The following is a 14,807-nucleotide window of genomic DNA, read 5'->3' on the forward strand; positions in this document are numbered from 1 at the left end:
CCACAGCGATGTTCGCGCATCTGAAAAGAGGCGCGGCGCTGTAGATCAGGCGGCGATGACGTCGAGCGCCGAGGCGAAGAGGCCGCGGCCGTCCGAACCGCCATGGGCGGCTTCGATCAGGTTCTCGGGATGCGGCATCATGCCGAGAACGTTGCCCTTTTCGTTCATGACCGCGGCGATGTCGCTGATCGAGCCATTCGGATTGGTGCCCTCGGCATAACGGAAGACCACCTGACCATTGCCTTCGATCTGAGCCAGCGTTGCTTCGTCGGCGAAGTAATTACCGTCGTGATGAGCGACCGGGCAGCGGATGACCTGGCCTTGCGCGTAAGCACGGGTGAAATCCGTCTCGGCATTGACGACTTCGAGTTTGATCTCGCGGCAGACGAATTTCAGCGAGGCATTGCGCATCAGCGCGCCAGGCAGCAGGCCGGCCTCGACGAGGATCTGGAAGCCGTTGCAGACGCCGAGCACCTTCACGCCCTTTGCCGCCTTGTCGATGATTGCCTGCATGACCGGCATGCGGGCCGCGATAGCGCCGCAGCGCAGGTAATCGCCATAGGAGAAGCCGCCGGGGATAACGATCAGGTCGACATCGGGGATCTCAGTCTCCGTCTGCCAGATCGTCACCGGGGGCTTCCCGGAAATCTTGGTCAAGGCGGCGATCATATCGCGGTCGCGGTTGAGGCCCGGAAGTTGAACGACGGCTGATTTCATGGGGTCCCCGCGTCTGGCGAAAGATATTGAACTGGAACGCTTTCGGCGAGCCATACCCCATTGTCGGAGACAAAGAAAGAATGGCCTTCTGAAAACATGCGGGCCGCGTCCACACGCAGGATGACATACTCACCCTTGCGGCGCATTGCGACGATTTTCGCGGTTTCGACATCCGCCGACAGATGAACGTGGTGCCGCTGCATCTTCTTCAAGCCTTCGCGCTCGATCGCCTGCCAGTTCGTCAGAGACGTGCCGTGATAAAGTGCTGCGGGCGGTTCCACCGGGTTCAAGGCGAGATCGACCTCGACGCTATGACCCTGATTGGCGCGAATTTTGTTGTCGGCGAGAGTGAAGCGCTTCTTCGGATTGTTTTCGACGATCTCGACAATATCGGCGCGGGAAACATCGTATTTCGATGCCACCGCTTTTTCGAGCGCATCGAACGATACCCAGCCTTCGGCATCGAGCGTCAAACCCGCGGCATCAGGCGCATGGCGCAAAACATAGCTCATAAATTTCGAGACTTCCGTCTCCAGCTTTGTCTTCGTCATGACGCCAAATCCTCAAAGTCCGCCGGACCACGGGTCTCTGATCGTCAGTCGATCGCGATCGCGTAGTTCTCGATTACCGTGTTGGCGAGCAGTTTTTCGCACATGGCCTTGAGGTCGGCCTCTGCCTTGGCCTTGTCGGCGCTTTCCAGCTCCAGGTCGAAGACCTTGCCCTGTCTTACATGGCCGACGCCCGAGAAGCCGAGGGCACCAAGCGCGCCTTCGATAGCCTTGCCCTGCGGATCGAGAACGCCGTTTTTCAGCGTGACGGTGACACGAGCCTTGATCACTTTGTCTTCCCTGCCTTACTTGACCAGAACCGGGCCGGTGCCGCGCACAGGCTCATTTTCATTGATGATGCCGAGACGGCGGGCAACTTCGGAATAGGCTTCGAGCAGCCCGCCGAGATCGCGGCGGAAACGATCCTTGTCCATCTTCTCGTGGGTCTCGATATCCCAGAGCCGGCAGCTGTCCGGCGAGATTTCGTCGGCAAGGATGATGCGCATCATATCGCCTTCGAAGAGGCGGCCGCATTCGATCTTGAAGTCGACGAGCTGGATGCCGACGCCGAGGAAGAGGCCGGTCATGAAGTCGTTGACGCGGATGGCCAACGCCATGATGTCGTCGAGCTCGGCCGGATTGGCCCAGCCGAAGGCGGTGATGTGCTCTTCGGAGACCATCGGATCGTCAAGCGCGTCTGATTTGTAATAGAATTCGATGATCGAGCGCGGCAGTACCACGCCTTCATCGATCCCGAGGCGCTTGGCGAGCGAACCGGCGGCGACGTTGCGCACGACGATCTCCAGCGGGATCATCTCTACTTCCTTGATCAGCTGCTCGCGCATGTTGAGCCGGCGGATGAAATGAGTAGGGATGCCGATCTTGTTCAGATGGCTGAAGATATATTCGCAGATGCGGTTATTGAGGACGCCCTTGCCATCGATGACTTCGTGTTTCTTCTTGTTGAAGGCGGTGGCATCGTCCTTGAAGAACTGGATCAAAGTGCCCGGTTCCGGGCCCTCATACAAGATCTTTGCCTTGCCCTCGTAGATACGGCGGCGACGGTTCATCGTGGTCATTCTCTATTGTTGGCGCTCTTGGGATAGCGCGAGTGGATCGATCTCGTGGCGTCCCCTTAAAGGAAAAGAGTGTGTTTCACAATCCGCCTGTCCCTCCTTCGCCGGTTTCGGGATTTCTGGCCCCCGTTTCCGGATTTCGTGGTTCCGGCTTCCGGATTTTACGAAATACCGCCAAGAGAATCGAATGAATTCGCAAGACGAGTCTACCGCCTTTTCCCATACGGTGAAATGACGGCGAAATGGCGGGAGGTTTATGCAGGTCTTTATTTGGCGGCTCTGCTTGGCAGCGCGTGACGAAGCTGCGTCTGCAGGGCGCGCGCGGCGATTTGCCCGTGACGCCAGCTTCCGGCACGGATGAAGGAAGGGATCTGCATGGCCGGCATTGGCCGGGCAAGCGCATAACCCTGCAGCGTGTCGCAGTCGAGTTCTTCGAGAATGCGGATATGATCGGCCGTCTCGACACCCTCGGCGATGACGAGGATGTTCAGCGAGCGACCGATGTCGATGATCGAGCCGACGAGTTTGCGCTGCTCGGCCGATTGCGGCAGCATGCGGATCAGCTCGCGGTCGATCTTCAATGTCTTCGGGCTCAAGCGCAGCAGGCTGACGATCGAGGCATGGCCGGTGCCGAAATCATCGATCTGGATGTCGATGCCGAGCTTGCGCAGCTTTTTCAGGTTGGCGGCCACCGCCTCGTCGCAATCGTCGAGCGAGATCGATTCCAGCAATTCGAAGGCGAACGTGCCGGGCTGGATTTTCAGGGCGCGGAGTTTCTTACCGAGATCGGGATCGGCGAGCCGTCTGGCCGAAACGTTGACCGATATTTTCGGAACCGACAGCCCGTCCTTGATCCAGACGCGGCGATCGGCCATGGCGCGCTCCAGGATCAGGGCGTCGATGGTCGAGACGACGTCGAGGTCTTCAGCGATATCGAGGAAGCGGTCGGGCGTCAGCAGCCCATGCACCGGATGCTGCCAGCGGGCAAGTGTTTCGACGCCTGCGACATCCAGCGTGCGGGCATCGAACTGCAGCTGATAGAAGGGCACGAATTCATTGCGCTCGAGGCCGATCAGGATCTCGTCGGCGAGGTGCTTGGCGGAGATGATGTCGCGGCGGGCAGCAGCCGAGAAAAATTCGAAGCGATTGCGGCCCAGGCCCTTGGCACGATAGAGCGCGATATCGGCATCGAGCAGCATCTGCTTGGCGTCGAGTGTCGGTCCGCTGTCGATGGCGATGCCGATGCTGGCGCCGAAGCGGCAGTCGTGCCCCTCATATCGGACGGGTTTGCGCAATTCGCGGATGACACGTTCGGCAAGGCCGCCGATCTTCTTGGATGCGGGATCGACGATGCAGAGGATGACGAATTCGTCGCCGCCGATGCGGGCGACGAAATCGGCGGCACGGACGGAATTTCTGAGTACGGTTGCGGCATGCCGCAGCATGGCGTCGCCGGCCCGGTGGCCGAGCGTGTCGTTGATCTGCTTGAAGCGGTCGAGATCGATATGCAGGATCGCCAGCGCCAGGCCCTTGGCCCGGCATTCGGCGGAGCGTTCGTCCAGCATCTTGTCGAGATAACGGCGGTTCGGCAGGCTGGTGAGATAATCGTGCAGCGCCAGGTGCTCGATGCTCTCCTTGGCGGCTTCGAGTTCGCGGTTGCGGGCCTCGGCCAGATCCTTGGCGCGCTGCAACTCGTTTCGGAGCGCGACCTCCCCGGTGACGTCCCAATTGGCGCCGATCAGCTTGCGGTGGCCGTTGCCGTCGACGAAGAAGGCCGAGCGGGCGCGGATAACGCGTTCGGCGCCGTCGCCGCGAATGATGCGGTATTCCTGCTGGAAGTCACTTCCGCTTTCGACGCTGCGGTCGGACAAGCCCAGCACGCGCTCGCGGTCGTCGGGATGCAGGCTTTTCGCCCAGGCGTCGCTGGCGATTTGGCGTGGGGCGCCCTGCAGCCCGTATATGGCGATGAGACGCTCATCCCATTCGACGGTCTCATTCTCGATATCCGCCTCGAAGACGCCGATGCGGGAAATCTCCAGCGCCAGATCGAGCCGGCGCGACAAACGCGACAGCGTCTCCTCGGCCTCCTTGCGGGCGGTGATATCGGTATCGGTGCCGACGATCCGCGACGGTACGCCGCTCTCGTTCCATTCGACGCAGGCGCCGCGGCAGTCGATCCACATCCAGTGACCGTCCCTGTGGCGCTCGCGATATTCGAAGATCTGGTAATCCGGGTCGCCGGCGTTTTGCCGGTCGATGGCGTGGATGACGAAATCGCGGTCATCGGGATGGACGAGCTGCAGCCAGGTGTCGTAATCGCCAGCGGCTTCCTCGTCGGGCGCCATGCCGCGCATGGTCTTCCACGTCTGCGAGTAATATTTGCGATCAAGACGGTAGTTGTGATCCCATACGCCAAGGCCGGAGCCGACGAGCGCATGGTTCCACCGGCTCTCCCGCTCCGCTAGGTCGGAATCATCGTCTGCCCCGTTGCCGACGCCTGCCTCGGCCGCTAAGGCCTCGTTATGCGGATCATCGGCCTCTGGATGGGCTTTCTTCACAGGCATTCTCGCTTAATTCACCTCGGTGCAGTCTGCTGTCATTCCATTAAGAAAGACTTAGAAAGCACTTGCGCAACTAGCGGGGCAGCCTGTTTTTCTCAATCAGGCGGAGAGCTTGCTTAGGAACTGGGCGAAGACCATCGTGCCCTCGGGCCAGGGGCCGTGACCGGAATCGGCATTGATATGGCCTGCCTCGCCGGCATCGACGATGAAGGAGCCCCAGCTGCCGGCGATATCGTCGGCATGTTCGTAGCTGCCGAACGGATCGTTGCGGCTCGCCACCGTGATCGACGGGAAGGGCAGCGGATCACGCGGGTAGGGGCCGAAGGTCATCAGGTGCTTCGGGCGGATGTCGGGATTGGCGACATCGGGTGGGGCGACGAGGAAGGCGCCCGCCACCGGCTTGCGGAAATGCGGGATGGCGTGGATCGCCGAGGCCACGCCGAGCGAATGGGCAACGAGGATGACCGGACGGGTCGAGGCGTTCACTTCCTCGGCGATACGGGCGATCCAGTCCTCGCGGACGGGCTTTGTCCATTCGGCCTGTTCGACGCGCCGCGCCGTGCTGAGCTTTGCCTCCCAGCGGCTCTGCCAGTGGCTCGGCCCTGAGTTGGTGTAGCCGGGAATGATGAGGATATCTGCGTCTGAGGCTTTCATAGTGCCGCCGATGTGAGAAAGCTCGGCCAAGATGTCAAGAGGGGACGTGAAGGGAGAGAGCGACACGGGCGTTTTGGTTTGCTATATTGCTCCAGTGCCGGTTGCGGATTTCGTGTCGGCTTGCCCGCCGATTGCGTGTCCGCCGCCGACCAGGTCTCGGCTGAGGAGGAGAAAGCCATGGCGGCATTTCATGTCATGACGGGTGCAGGCGAAAGCTTAGCGCGGCCCGTTGTCAATCGCATCAGTATCGCCGACGTCTTCGACGCGCTGAAGCGCGGGTACGACGATTTCATGGAGAAACCGTCGCATTATGTGTTCCTGTGCCTGATGTACCCGATTGCCGGCGTCTTCCTGACGCTCTGGTCATCGGGCGCCAATCTTTTGCCGATGGTCTTTCCGCTGATGGCAGGTTTCGTGCTGATCGGCCCGATCGCAGCGATCGGCCTTTACGAGATCAGCCGCCGGCGCGAGGCCGGCCTCGACACGTCATGGACGCATGCGCTCGACGTACGCCATTCGCCAGCGCTGCCGTCGATCGTCGCAGTCGGGCTGATGCTTTGTGCGCTTTTCGTCGTCTGGCTGGTGACGGCGCAGACGCTCTACAGCAACCTGCTCGGTGAAGTGTTTCCGCGCAGCATGGCGGATTTCTTCCGCCAGGTCTTCGGCACGGCCGAGGGCATGCAGCTGATCATCTGGGGCAATCTGATCGGCTTCGTCTTTGCGCTCGTCGTGCTGTCGATATCCGTGATTACCTTTCCGCTGTTGCTCGACCGCGATGTCGGAGCGGTGGCCGCCGTCCTCGCCTCGATCCGGGCGACGATTGCCAATCCGGTGCCGGTGCTGCTCTGGGGCCTGATCGTTGCGGCACTGCTCGTGATCGGCACGATCCCGGTCTTTGCCGGACTGGCGCTGGTTATTCCGATCCTTGGCCATGCGACCTGGCATCTTTATCGCAAGCTGATTGCGCGCGAAGGCGTGTAATCGAAGGTTTCCGGGGATCTCGAATTATCGTGATCCCCGGAATTCAAAGCTTCGCCCGTTCCCGGAACCTCGAGACCTCTCGCCGCGTTGTGTGTGACCGGCTTGTGGGAGGATTTCGGAGGTGACGATGCAGCATCTGTTCGCCCGCTTCGCAACCAAGATATCGGAATGGGCGGGCAAACCCGTCATCTTCATCCTGGCGCTCATCGCCGTCGTGATCTGGGCGGCACTCGGCCCCTTCTTCGATTATTCGGAAACCTGGCAGCTGGTCATCAACACCGGCACGACGATCATCACCTTCCTGATGGTTTTCGTGTTGCAGAACGCCCAGACGCGCGACACAAGGGCGATCCAGGCCAAACTCAACGAAATCATCCTGACCAGCCATGCGGAAAATCGCTTCATCGGCATCGAAAATCTCGACGAGGAGGAGCTGAAGCGTCTCGACGAGCTGGTCGCCAAGGCGGCCAAGGGCAGGGGCGAGACGGAGGCTTGCCGGATATCGGAGGCCGCCAATGTGGTGGTGCCGAAAAAGGAGGTGCTGCGTAAGCGACGAGCCTCAGCCAAGCCGGCGAAGCAGAAACAACGGCCGCTTGAGAAAAATTAATCACCACAATCGCACGTGTTTCAGACGCCCTAGGACGGCGCCTGCAAGGGCGCCGCCGTATCATTGCGGTTAGTCGCTCATGCGTTCCCAAACACACGGCGAAAGATCGTGTCCACATGTTTGGTATGGTAGCCGAGATCGAACTTCTCCCGGATATCTTCTTCTGAGAGAGCAGCGCGCACCTCACCATCGGCGAGCAGCTCCTCCAAAAAATCCTTGCCCTGTTCCCAGACCTTCATGGCGTTGCGCTGCACCAGGCGGTAGGCGTCCTCGCGGGAGGCGCCGGCTTGGGTCAGAGCCAGGAGGACGCGTTGGGAGTGGACGAGGCCGCGGAATTTGTTGAGGTTCTTCTCCATGTTCTCGGGGTAGACCAGCAGCTTTTCGATGACGCCGGCGAGACGCGAGAGGGCGAAGTCGAGAGTGACGGTCGCATCCGGGCCGATCATGCGTTCGACCGAGGAGTGGGATATATCGCGCTCGTGCCAGAGGGCGACGTTTTCCATGGCCGGCATGGCGTAGGAGCGGACCATGCGGGCGAGGCCGGTGAGGTTTTCGGTCAGCACCGGATTGCGCTTGTGCGGCATGGCCGAGGAGCCCTTCTGGCCGGGCGAGAAATATTCTTCCACTTCCAGCACTTCGGTGCGCTGCAGGTGGCGGATTTCGGTCGCCAGGCGCTCGATGGAGGAGGCAACGACGCCGAGGGTGGCGAAATACATGGCGTGGCGGTCGCGCGGGATGACCTGGGTCGAGACCGGCTCCGCCTTCAGGCCAAGCGCCTCGGCGACATGTTCCTCGACGCGCGGATCGATATTGGCGAAGGTGCCGACGGCGCCCGAGATGGCGCAGGTCGCGACTTCCTCGCGGGCGGCGACGAGGCGCTGGCGGCAGCGCTCGAATTCGGCATAGGCGAGCGCCAGCTTGACGCCGAAGGTGGTGGGCTCGGCGTGAATGCCGTGCGACCGGCCGATGGTGACGGTGTCCTTGTGTTCGAAGGCGCGGGTTTTGAGCGCCTCGAGCAGCCGGTCGATGTCGGCGATGAGGATATCGGTGGCGCGAACCAACTGGACGTTGAAGCAGGTGTCGAGCACGTCGGATGAGGTCATGCCCTGGTGGACGAAGCGTGCATCCGGGCCGACGATCTCGGCAAGATGGGTCAGGAAGGCGATAACGTCATGCTTGGTGACGGCCTCGATCTCGTCGATGCGGTCGACATCGAAGGTTGCCGCACCGCCTTTTTCCCAGATCGTTTTTGCCGCCGATTGGGGGATGACGCCGAGTTCGGCCAGCGCGTCGCAGGCATGCGCTTCGATCTCGAACCAGATGCGGAACTTGGTTTCGGGAGACCAGATGGCGACCATTTCGGGGCGGGAATAACGCGGGATCATGGGCGGCTGCCTTCACTTCAAGAGGTTTGCTTCATCGAGGTTAGCGCTCGTGTAGCAAAGACGGGCGGCAATCTCAACGCATGCGTTTGGCAAGATGATAGCTGCTGGCGACAAGGCAGACGAGGCCGAGCGGCAGGAAAAGGCGAAGACCGATCACCAGGAACTGGTAGACGGCGCTGACGCTGGTGAAGACGAACTGAAAAGCCCAGACGAAACTGCCGAAGGGCGCGTGCCAGCGCGAATAGAAGAGCCGGTATTCCATGGCGAAGAGGAAGGCGGTCATTGCGATCGTCACCGCGGTCAGCGTCGCGAAGAAGGCGGCAAAACGCGTTTCCGGCGGCCTGTCATAGGCGAAGAAGCGGGCGACCGGCAGGGCGAAGGGCCAGGCGAACAGACCGCCGGCGAAATAGAGCACGGCGACCTCGGCAAGCCGGCTCGTCTGCAGGCCGTTGCGGAGGTAAAGGCCGAGCATGGCGGAGGCGAGCATCTGCGTGCCCCAAAACAATGCGCCGGCTATCAGATCGGGGTAGGGCGGCCGTGCAGCTCTTAGACGATCCATCCTCGGGCGATCTGTCCTGGGGCGATCCGGGCTCGAGCCATCCATCCTTGGGCGATCTCCGGGCTCAGGGATGAACCGGAACGGCGATCCAGCGTCCGTTCCTGTCGGCGTCGAAGGCCAGGATAAGGGCGATGTGAACCTGGTTTCCGGCCTCCGGCTGATAGACCATCGCGCCGCCGATCCGGTATTCGACCGAACAGGCGCGATCGGCCGGAACCGCGGTCGCCTGCCGCGCCGCCTGGCGGTTCGGAGCGCCTTGCTTCTCGATCATCTGCAGGCTGAAGCCGAGGACCCGCTTGTCGACAGCCGCGCAACCCTTCGGCGTCGGCACCGGCATCTCACCGAGCGAAAGCGTATAGGGCGATTTCGGCGGGCCGTCGGTCGCAAGCGTCGTGTAGCGGATGGTCTTCGAGGGAGAACCGAGTTCGGTCGGCGGATTGAAGGCGGCGATCAGGCCGGGATTGGTGAGCAGATCGTATTTGTCCATCTGGCTGCGCGCCGCCGTCAGGTTCTGCCGCCGCGCCTTGGAAAGATTGGCGTCCTTGTCGGTCATCTCGGTGTGGAAGGGCGTGCCCTCGAGATACTGGCCGCTGTTGGTATCGACGAAATAGGTGTTGGAGTAGGGGACGCCGCCACTCTCCTCGATGCCGAATTCCTGAAATCCGAAGACCTTGCCGTCGGCGGAAAAGCCGATCGGCTGGATATTGGCGATGTCGCCGGCAAGGGACAGGCCGGGCAGGCCGGCCAATGCGGCGGCAAACAGGCCACCGATGATCAGACTCTTTGTCATGTTCGTGCCCCTTCGGCTGCCTGACGCAGATCGGCGACGGTCCGGCGATAGTTCTCGACCGTACCGCCCTTGAAAATTGCCGAGCCGGCGACGAGGACGTTGCCGCCGGCGCGGGCGATCGCCGGCGCCGTTTCCATCGTGACGCCGCCATCGACCTCGAGTTCGATCGGCCGATCACCGATCAGTGACTTCGCCGCCGCGATCTTGGCAGCCATTGCCGGAATGAACTTCTGCCCGCCAAAGCCGGGATTGACCGACATGATCAGGATGAGGTCGACATCGTCGAGCACGTTTTCGATGGCGCTGAGCGGGGTTGCCGGATTGATCGTCACCCCGACCTTCTTGCCGAGATTGCGGATGGTCTGCAGCGAGCGGTGCAGATGCGGCCCGGCTTCGGCATGGACGGTAATCCGGTCGCAGCCGGCCTTGGCGAAGGCTTCGAGATAGTCGTCGACCGGCGAGATCATCAGATGGCAGTCGAAGGTGGCTGAGGTATAAGAGCGTAGCGACTTGATGACATCGGCGCCGAAGGAGATGTTCGGCACGAAATGCCCGTCCATCACGTCGAGATGGATCCAGTCGGCGCCGGCGGCCGTGACGTTGCGCACCTCCTCGCCGAGCCTGGCGAAATCCGCCGCGAGGATCGAGGGGGCAATGCGAATGGGCAGCGTCATCAGATCTCACTCCGTATGGGCCGCCATTTGACCGTGGCGCCCGAATTCAAGGCTGGTGCGCCGCTGCTCATTGCGGCGGCGCGGCCGGTGGAAAAAAGCCGTTGCCCCGCCATTCGAGCAGGCGGTACGGGTTTTGCGAAAGTTCATGCGCGGCGGTGAAGACGATGGCGCCGACCGGCGTCTGGAATGTCGTGCCCATCAGTGCCTCCTGGAAAGGCTTGCCGGCCGCAGCGGCGGCTTCCGCGGCCTGGCCGGCAATCAGTGCCGCTGCCAGCGACGGCAGGACATAGCCTTCCGGCTCGATGCCTTTGGTACGCAGCGCGTCGGCTGCAGCCGTGCCTTCCGGCAGAGCGGCGTATTCGGGCAGGGCGACGGCGCGTACGCCGCCATTGAGCGGCAGCGGCTGGTCGGCGGCGCGCGTGGCATCGCCGCCGAGAATGGACAGCGGGATGTTTTCCGCCTTGGCGTCGCGGGCGATGATGGCGACATCGTTGCGATCGCCGCCGATGAAAACCCTGGTCGCACCGGCCCGTTTCAGGCGGCGCACGAGAGCGATCTGCTGCTCCTGTCCCGGCCGGTAGGTATCGGTAAAGACCGGCTTCAGGCCGTTCTGCTCCAGCGCATTGCGCACCGCTTCCGTCAGTTCGCGGCCATGGATGGTGCCGTCCTCGATCAGCGCGATCGGATCGGCGGCCCAGTCCTTCAGGATCACTTCGTTGATCTTTGCGGCTTCGGCGCCATCGGCGGGCGCCAGGCGAAACAGCTGCCAGCCGTTTTTCAGCGCATCCTCCATGAGAATGCGGGAGCGCGCCGAGACGGTCATCGCAGGAATGTTGGCGTCCTTCAGCTTCGGCAGCGCGCCTTCCAGCGTCTCGCTGCAGAGAAAGCCGACCGCGACCTGCACCTTGGCTGCAACCAGCGCATCGGCAACCGCAGCGCCACTATTGTCCTCGCAGGTCTCGTTGATGGCGACGAGGGTATTGCCGGACTGCTGGATCTCGAAACCGGCGCCGGCGGCAATCTGGGCGCCGAGCAAAGCGAGCGGGCCGTTTTGAGGGGCGACGACGCCGATCGTCACGCCGGCCGCATGGCCTTGCGCCGCCGCTCCCAGCAGCGCCAGAAAGGCTGCTATGCCACGCAGGTTGATCATGAAAGGCGGAGATCCCTAAGCCATCGTCCATGCCCTTTTATCCGCAAGGCCGCGATCGTCAAAGAAAAACAAGCGTGAAGCAGTGCTTTTCACCGGTCCTATTGTAGAAAAGGTAACTGATGCTCGCCATATTGGCGCGATAACAAGTCGATCCATGCAGAAAAGCACGGGAGAAGCAGGTGTTGAACAGGCAGCATATCGACCCCGGTCTTTATCGAGACGCCATGAGCCGTTATGCCGGCCATGTGCAACTCGTGACGACGGCGATGGGCGAGTTGCGCCGCGGCGTCACCATCACCGCCGCCTGCTCGGTCTCGGACAATCCAGCCTCGGTGCTGATCTGCCTCAACAACACCAATCCGAAGAACGAGATCTTTTTCCGTGCCGGCGTCTTCGTGCTGAACACGCTCGGCGCTCATCATCAGGGCGTTGCCGACGCCTTTTCCGGACGGACGTCGCTTGCCGATAGCGAGCGTTTCGCCAGCGCTCGTTTTGAGACGCTGGTCACCGGCGCGCCTGTGCTCGCCGATGCGCTCGCAGCCTTCGATTGCCGGGTGACCGACATCAAGGAAATGCCGACGCACAATGTCATCTTCGGCGAGGTCGCGGCCGTGCGCTTCAGCGAAAAGCACCCGGCGCTCGTCTATATGAACCGGGATTATCACGCGCTGTGATTTTCAGGATCTCGAGGGATTAGAATGGACACTGCCGGCATCGAGGAAATGTTTCAGGGGCTCGGTCCCGTCACGGTCAAGCGCATGTTCGGCGGCAAGGGCATCTATCATCTCGGGCGCATCATCGCGCTCGAAGTGCGGGACGAGATGCTGCTGAAGGCCGACGAGACGAGCGCCCCTGAATTTGCCGCCGCCGGCGCCACGCAGTGGAGCTACGAGGGCAAGAAGGGCAAGCCGGTGAAGATGCCCTACTGGTCGATCCCCGACGAGGCTTACGACGATCCCGATCTGATGGCGAAATGGGTGCGGCTTGCCTATGAGGCGTCGCTGCGCGCCGATAGCTGACCGCGTTCGGCTGAGGGCAGCGCTGCGATCGCAGCCTTGGTGAAGGCCGACAACGGCGAGGGTAAATCAGTCAGGGGAAACCAGCCGAAATCCGAAAGCTTGTCCGGTTCCGTCAGTTGCGGCTCGCCTTCGACGTCGCAGGCGAGATAGAGAAGCGAAATCCAGTGCTGGCGGTCGGTATCGATGATCTGTTCGGTCATGCCGATTTTCTCGATCCGACCGATCTTGAGGCCGGTTTCTTCCTCGGCCTCGCGGCGCGCAGCCTGCTCGGCCGGCTCCATGTGGTCGACCTTGCCGCCGACGATATTCCAATAGCCGGCTTCCGGTGGACGCAGGCGTTTATACAGGAGTACCTTGGCGTCGCGCAGAATCACCAGGCCGACGCCGAAGCCCGGAAAATCGAGACCGGGCTTACCCATTGGACGTTCAGATCTTGGCGCTGCCGGCGATCAGCATGAAGGCCGGGATATCGTCGCCGAAGCCGACCGGGGTCGGGCCGTCGTCGTGGTCGCGATGGCGGCGGCGGTCGCGGCTGTCATCGTTTGCCGGATAAGGCCGGCTGTTGCGCGCATTGTTTTGCGGCTTCTGCTCTGCTTTGCGCTCGTTCTTCACGATGTCGGCCTTTACTGGTGCTGCTTGGATCACGTCTACGCCATTATCCTGGATGTCGTTATCAGATTTATGAACCGAGGCGCTGCGATTGCCGCGTCCGCGCCCACGATCCCTCTCACCCCGTTCACTCTTTGCGCCACGCTCGCGGCTGTTGCGCCGCGGGCGCTCGCTTTCGGCGCTTTCTTCTGCCGGCGGCAAGGAATTCACATCGCCGCTCAGCCACTCGACCTTTTGGCCGATCAGCTTTTCGATCGCATCGACGAATTTGGTGTCGCGCTTGGTGACGAGCGTGAAGGAGGCACCCGAGCGGCCGGCACGGCCGGTGCGGCCGATGCGGTGGACGTAATCCTCGGAGTGGATCGGCACGTCGAAATTGAAGACGTGGCTGACATCGGGAATGTCGAGGCCGCGGGCGGCGACGTCGGAGGCAACCAGCAGCTGGAGATTGCCGTCACGGAAGCTCTGCAGCGTCATCGTGCGGGAGCGCTGATCCATATCCCCATGTAGGGCACCGACGGAGAAGCCGTGGCGCTCCAGCGACCGGAAGAGATCGGCAACATCCTTCTTGCGGTTGCAGAAGACGATGGCGTTCTTGAGTTCGGTCTGGGCGCGAACGAGTTCGCGCAGAACCGCGCGCTTCTCGTAGTCCTTCCCGTGCGAGGCGACGAAGCGCTGCGTCACGGTCTCTGCGGCCGACGCCGGCTTTGCCACTTCGATGCGCTCGGGATTTTGCAGGAAGCGATCGGCAAGCTTCTGGATCTCCGACGGCATGGTTGCCGAGAAAAACAGCGTCTGGCGGGTGAATGGGATCATCTTGGCGATGCGCTCGATATCGGGGATGAAGCCCATGTCGAGCATGCGGTCGGCCTCGTCGATGACGAGGATCTCGACGCCGCTCATCAAAAGCTTGCCGCGCTCGAAATGGTCGAGCAGGCGGCCTGGCGTGCAAATCAGCACGTCGGCGCCGCGCTCGAGCTTGCGATCCTGGTCCTCGAAGGAAACGCCGCCGATCAGCAGGGCGACGTTGAGACGGTGGTTCTTGCCGTATTTTTCAAAATTCTCGGCGACCTGGGCGGCGAGTTCGCGCGTCGGCTCGAGAATCAGCGTACGGGGCATGCGGGCGCGGGCGCGCCCCTTTTCCAGAAGCGACAGCATCGGCAGAACGAAGGATGCCGTCTTGCCAGTGCCCGTCTGCGCGATGCCGCAAATATCGCGGCGCTCGAGCGCAAAGGGAATGGCTCCCGCCTGAATAGGCGTGGGGATCGTGTAGCCCGCGTCGGTAACAGCGGATAGCACTTTTTGGCTCAAGCCAAGGTCAGCGAATGTCGTCAAAGGGAAAACTGTTTCCGTTTCGGTTCGGCCGAGCTCTGAACGAGTCGGCGGGATTGCATGCCGCAATGCAGCGCGACATAGCCCCGAATGGCCGGCAAGTCAAGAATTAGAGAGGCCGCACCCGGTACAGAGTGAAGCGATG

The 14,807-nt window shown here is 61.8% G+C and carries 17 protein-coding genes; 4 read left to right on the top strand and 13 right to left on the bottom strand.

Annotated elements, in window-relative coordinates:
* Nucleotides 1-45 precede the first annotated feature (45 nt).
* The 6 genes from purQ to HJB82_RS26630 all read right to left on the bottom strand — a co-directional run bounded on the left by purQ (nucleotide 46) and on the right by HJB82_RS26630 (nucleotide 5,556).
* Nucleotides 46-717: a phosphoribosylformylglycinamidine synthase subunit PurQ gene (purQ, locus tag HJB82_RS26605; RefSeq protein WP_207580625.1), complete on the bottom strand. Its 672-nt coding sequence runs from the start codon at nucleotides 715-717 to the stop codon at nucleotides 46-48.
* Entirely contained in the window at nucleotides 714-1,268 is a 555-nt protein-coding gene (locus HJB82_RS26610; RefSeq protein ID WP_221117094.1) for an RNA 2'-phosphotransferase, read from the bottom strand. Before HJB82_RS26610 ends, purQ begins: the two co-directional genes overlap by 4 nt.
* Before the next feature lie 44 nt (nucleotides 1,269-1,312).
* Nucleotides 1,313-1,555: a phosphoribosylformylglycinamidine synthase subunit PurS gene (gene purS, locus HJB82_RS26615; RefSeq protein WP_207580623.1), complete on the bottom strand. Its 243-nt coding sequence runs from the start codon at nucleotides 1,553-1,555 to the stop codon at nucleotides 1,313-1,315.
* A 15-nt stretch (nucleotides 1,556-1,570) separates the two neighbouring features.
* Complete coding sequence (purC, locus tag HJB82_RS26620) at nucleotides 1,571-2,335, bottom strand: phosphoribosylaminoimidazolesuccinocarboxamide synthase (RefSeq protein ID WP_003540062.1); 765 nt, start codon at nucleotides 2,333-2,335, stop codon at nucleotides 1,571-1,573.
* Between the two features lie 272 nt (nucleotides 2,336-2,607).
* The gene (locus HJB82_RS26625; protein WP_207580622.1) at nucleotides 2,608-4,905 is read right to left on the bottom strand and encodes a bifunctional diguanylate cyclase/phosphodiesterase; all 2,298 of its coding nucleotides are present in this window, start codon (nucleotides 4,903-4,905) and stop codon (nucleotides 2,608-2,610) included.
* Between the two features lie 96 nt (nucleotides 4,906-5,001).
* On the bottom strand, nucleotides 5,002-5,556 hold the full coding sequence (locus HJB82_RS26630; RefSeq protein WP_207580621.1) for an alpha/beta hydrolase: 555 nt from the start codon (nucleotides 5,554-5,556) through the stop codon (nucleotides 5,002-5,004).
* Between the two features lie 177 nt (nucleotides 5,557-5,733).
* On the opposite strand from HJB82_RS26630, the gene HJB82_RS26635 reads away from it, so the two are divergent.
* Together HJB82_RS26635 and HJB82_RS26640 are read left to right on the top strand one after the other, a co-directional pair.
* Nucleotides 5,734-6,537, top strand: a complete 804-nt coding sequence (locus HJB82_RS26635) for a DUF2189 domain-containing protein (RefSeq protein ID WP_207580620.1) — start codon at nucleotides 5,734-5,736, stop codon at nucleotides 6,535-6,537.
* A gap of 127 nt (nucleotides 6,538-6,664) precedes the next feature.
* Nucleotides 6,665-7,144, top strand: coding sequence for a low affinity iron permease family protein (locus HJB82_RS26640; protein ID WP_207580619.1), 480 nt, complete (start codon nucleotides 6,665-6,667; stop codon nucleotides 7,142-7,144).
* Nucleotides 7,145-7,221: 77 nt separating this feature from the next.
* On the opposite strand, the gene purB is transcribed toward HJB82_RS26640, so the two are convergent.
* The 5 genes from purB to HJB82_RS26665 all read right to left on the bottom strand — a co-directional run bounded on the left by purB (nucleotide 7,222) and on the right by HJB82_RS26665 (nucleotide 11,702).
* Nucleotides 7,222-8,529 (bottom strand): adenylosuccinate lyase, encoded by a 1,308-nt coding sequence (gene purB, locus HJB82_RS26645; RefSeq protein ID WP_207580618.1) that lies wholly within the window; start codon nucleotides 8,527-8,529, stop codon nucleotides 7,222-7,224.
* A 73-nt stretch (nucleotides 8,530-8,602) separates the two neighbouring features.
* Complete coding sequence (locus HJB82_RS26650; protein ID WP_207580617.1) at nucleotides 8,603-9,088, bottom strand: hypothetical protein; 486 nt, start codon at nucleotides 9,086-9,088, stop codon at nucleotides 8,603-8,605.
* A gap of 64 nt (nucleotides 9,089-9,152) precedes the next feature.
* The gene (locus HJB82_RS26655; protein ID WP_207580616.1) at nucleotides 9,153-9,878 is read right to left on the bottom strand and encodes a DUF2259 domain-containing protein; all 726 of its coding nucleotides are present in this window, start codon (nucleotides 9,876-9,878) and stop codon (nucleotides 9,153-9,155) included.
* On the bottom strand, nucleotides 9,875-10,552 hold the full coding sequence (rpe, locus tag HJB82_RS26660) for a ribulose-phosphate 3-epimerase (protein WP_207580615.1): 678 nt from the start codon (nucleotides 10,550-10,552) through the stop codon (nucleotides 9,875-9,877). Before rpe ends, HJB82_RS26655 begins: the two co-directional genes overlap by 4 nt.
* 67 nt (nucleotides 10,553-10,619) lie before the next feature.
* Nucleotides 10,620-11,702 carry an ABC transporter substrate-binding protein gene (locus HJB82_RS26665; protein WP_221141969.1) on the bottom strand — a complete coding sequence of 361 codons (1,083 nt, stop codon included), beginning with the start codon at nucleotides 11,700-11,702 and terminating at the stop codon, nucleotides 10,620-10,622.
* Nucleotides 11,703-11,881: 179 nt separating this feature from the next.
* On the opposite strand from HJB82_RS26665, the gene HJB82_RS26670 reads away from it, so the two are divergent.
* Together HJB82_RS26670 and HJB82_RS26675 are read left to right on the top strand one after the other, a co-directional pair.
* Nucleotides 11,882-12,376 (top strand): flavin reductase, encoded by a 495-nt coding sequence (locus HJB82_RS26670; protein ID WP_221141971.1) that lies wholly within the window; start codon nucleotides 11,882-11,884, stop codon nucleotides 12,374-12,376.
* Nucleotides 12,377-12,400: 24 nt separating this feature from the next.
* A complete protein-coding gene (locus HJB82_RS26675) occupies nucleotides 12,401-12,721 on the top strand; it encodes a TfoX/Sxy family protein (RefSeq protein WP_164014291.1) in 321 nt (106 codons plus the stop codon).
* On the opposite strand, the gene HJB82_RS26680 is transcribed toward HJB82_RS26675, so the two are convergent.
* Both HJB82_RS26680 and HJB82_RS26685 read right to left on the bottom strand, forming a co-directional pair.
* Nucleotides 12,691-13,140: an NUDIX domain-containing protein gene (locus HJB82_RS26680; RefSeq protein ID WP_207580612.1), complete on the bottom strand. Its 450-nt coding sequence runs from the start codon at nucleotides 13,138-13,140 to the stop codon at nucleotides 12,691-12,693. The two genes, HJB82_RS26675 and HJB82_RS26680, sit on opposite strands and share 31 nt — an antisense overlap.
* A 7-nt stretch (nucleotides 13,141-13,147) precedes the next feature.
* Nucleotides 13,148-14,665: a DEAD/DEAH box helicase gene (locus HJB82_RS26685; protein WP_207580611.1), complete on the bottom strand. Its 1,518-nt coding sequence runs from the start codon at nucleotides 14,663-14,665 to the stop codon at nucleotides 13,148-13,150.
* Nucleotides 14,666-14,807: the final 142 nt, after the last annotated feature.

This window comes from Rhizobium sp. NZLR10 (genome assembly GCF_019685125.1).
GTDB lineage: Bacteria > Pseudomonadota > Alphaproteobacteria > Rhizobiales > Rhizobiaceae > Rhizobium.

Coding starts and splice junctions, on each gene's coding strand:
- purQ (WP_207580625.1), bottom strand. CDS start 717: ATGAAATCAGCCGTCGTTCAACTTCCGGGCCTCAACCGCGACCGCGAT.
- HJB82_RS26610 (WP_221117094.1), bottom strand. CDS start 1,268: ATGACGAAGACAAAGCTGGAGACGGAAGTCTCGAAATTTATGAGCTAT.
- purC (WP_003540062.1), bottom strand. CDS start 2,335: ATGAACCGTCGCCGCCGTATCTACGAGGGCAAGGCAAAGATCTTGTAT.
- HJB82_RS26625 (WP_207580622.1), bottom strand. CDS start 4,905: ATGCCTGTGAAGAAAGCCCATCCAGAGGCCGATGATCCGCATAACGAG.
- HJB82_RS26630 (WP_207580621.1), bottom strand. CDS start 5,556: ATGAAAGCCTCAGACGCAGATATCCTCATCATTCCCGGCTACACCAAC.
- HJB82_RS26635 (WP_207580620.1), top strand. CDS start 5,734: ATGGCGGCATTTCATGTCATGACGGGTGCAGGCGAAAGCTTAGCGCGG.
- HJB82_RS26640 (WP_207580619.1), top strand. CDS start 6,665: ATGCAGCATCTGTTCGCCCGCTTCGCAACCAAGATATCGGAATGGGCG.
- purB (WP_207580618.1), bottom strand. CDS start 8,529: ATGATCCCGCGTTATTCCCGCCCCGAAATGGTCGCCATCTGGTCTCCC.
- HJB82_RS26650 (WP_207580617.1), bottom strand. CDS start 9,088: ATGGATCGTCTAAGAGCTGCACGGCCGCCCTACCCCGATCTGATAGCC.
- HJB82_RS26655 (WP_207580616.1), bottom strand. CDS start 9,878: ATGACAAAGAGTCTGATCATCGGTGGCCTGTTTGCCGCCGCATTGGCC.
- rpe (WP_207580615.1), bottom strand. CDS start 10,552: ATGACGCTGCCCATTCGCATTGCCCCCTCGATCCTCGCGGCGGATTTC.
- HJB82_RS26665 (WP_221141969.1), bottom strand. CDS start 11,702: ATGATCAACCTGCGTGGCATAGCAGCCTTTCTGGCGCTGCTGGGAGCG.
- HJB82_RS26675 (WP_164014291.1), top strand. CDS start 12,401: ATGGACACTGCCGGCATCGAGGAAATGTTTCAGGGGCTCGGTCCCGTC.
- HJB82_RS26680 (WP_207580612.1), bottom strand. CDS start 13,140: ATGGGTAAGCCCGGTCTCGATTTTCCGGGCTTCGGCGTCGGCCTGGTG.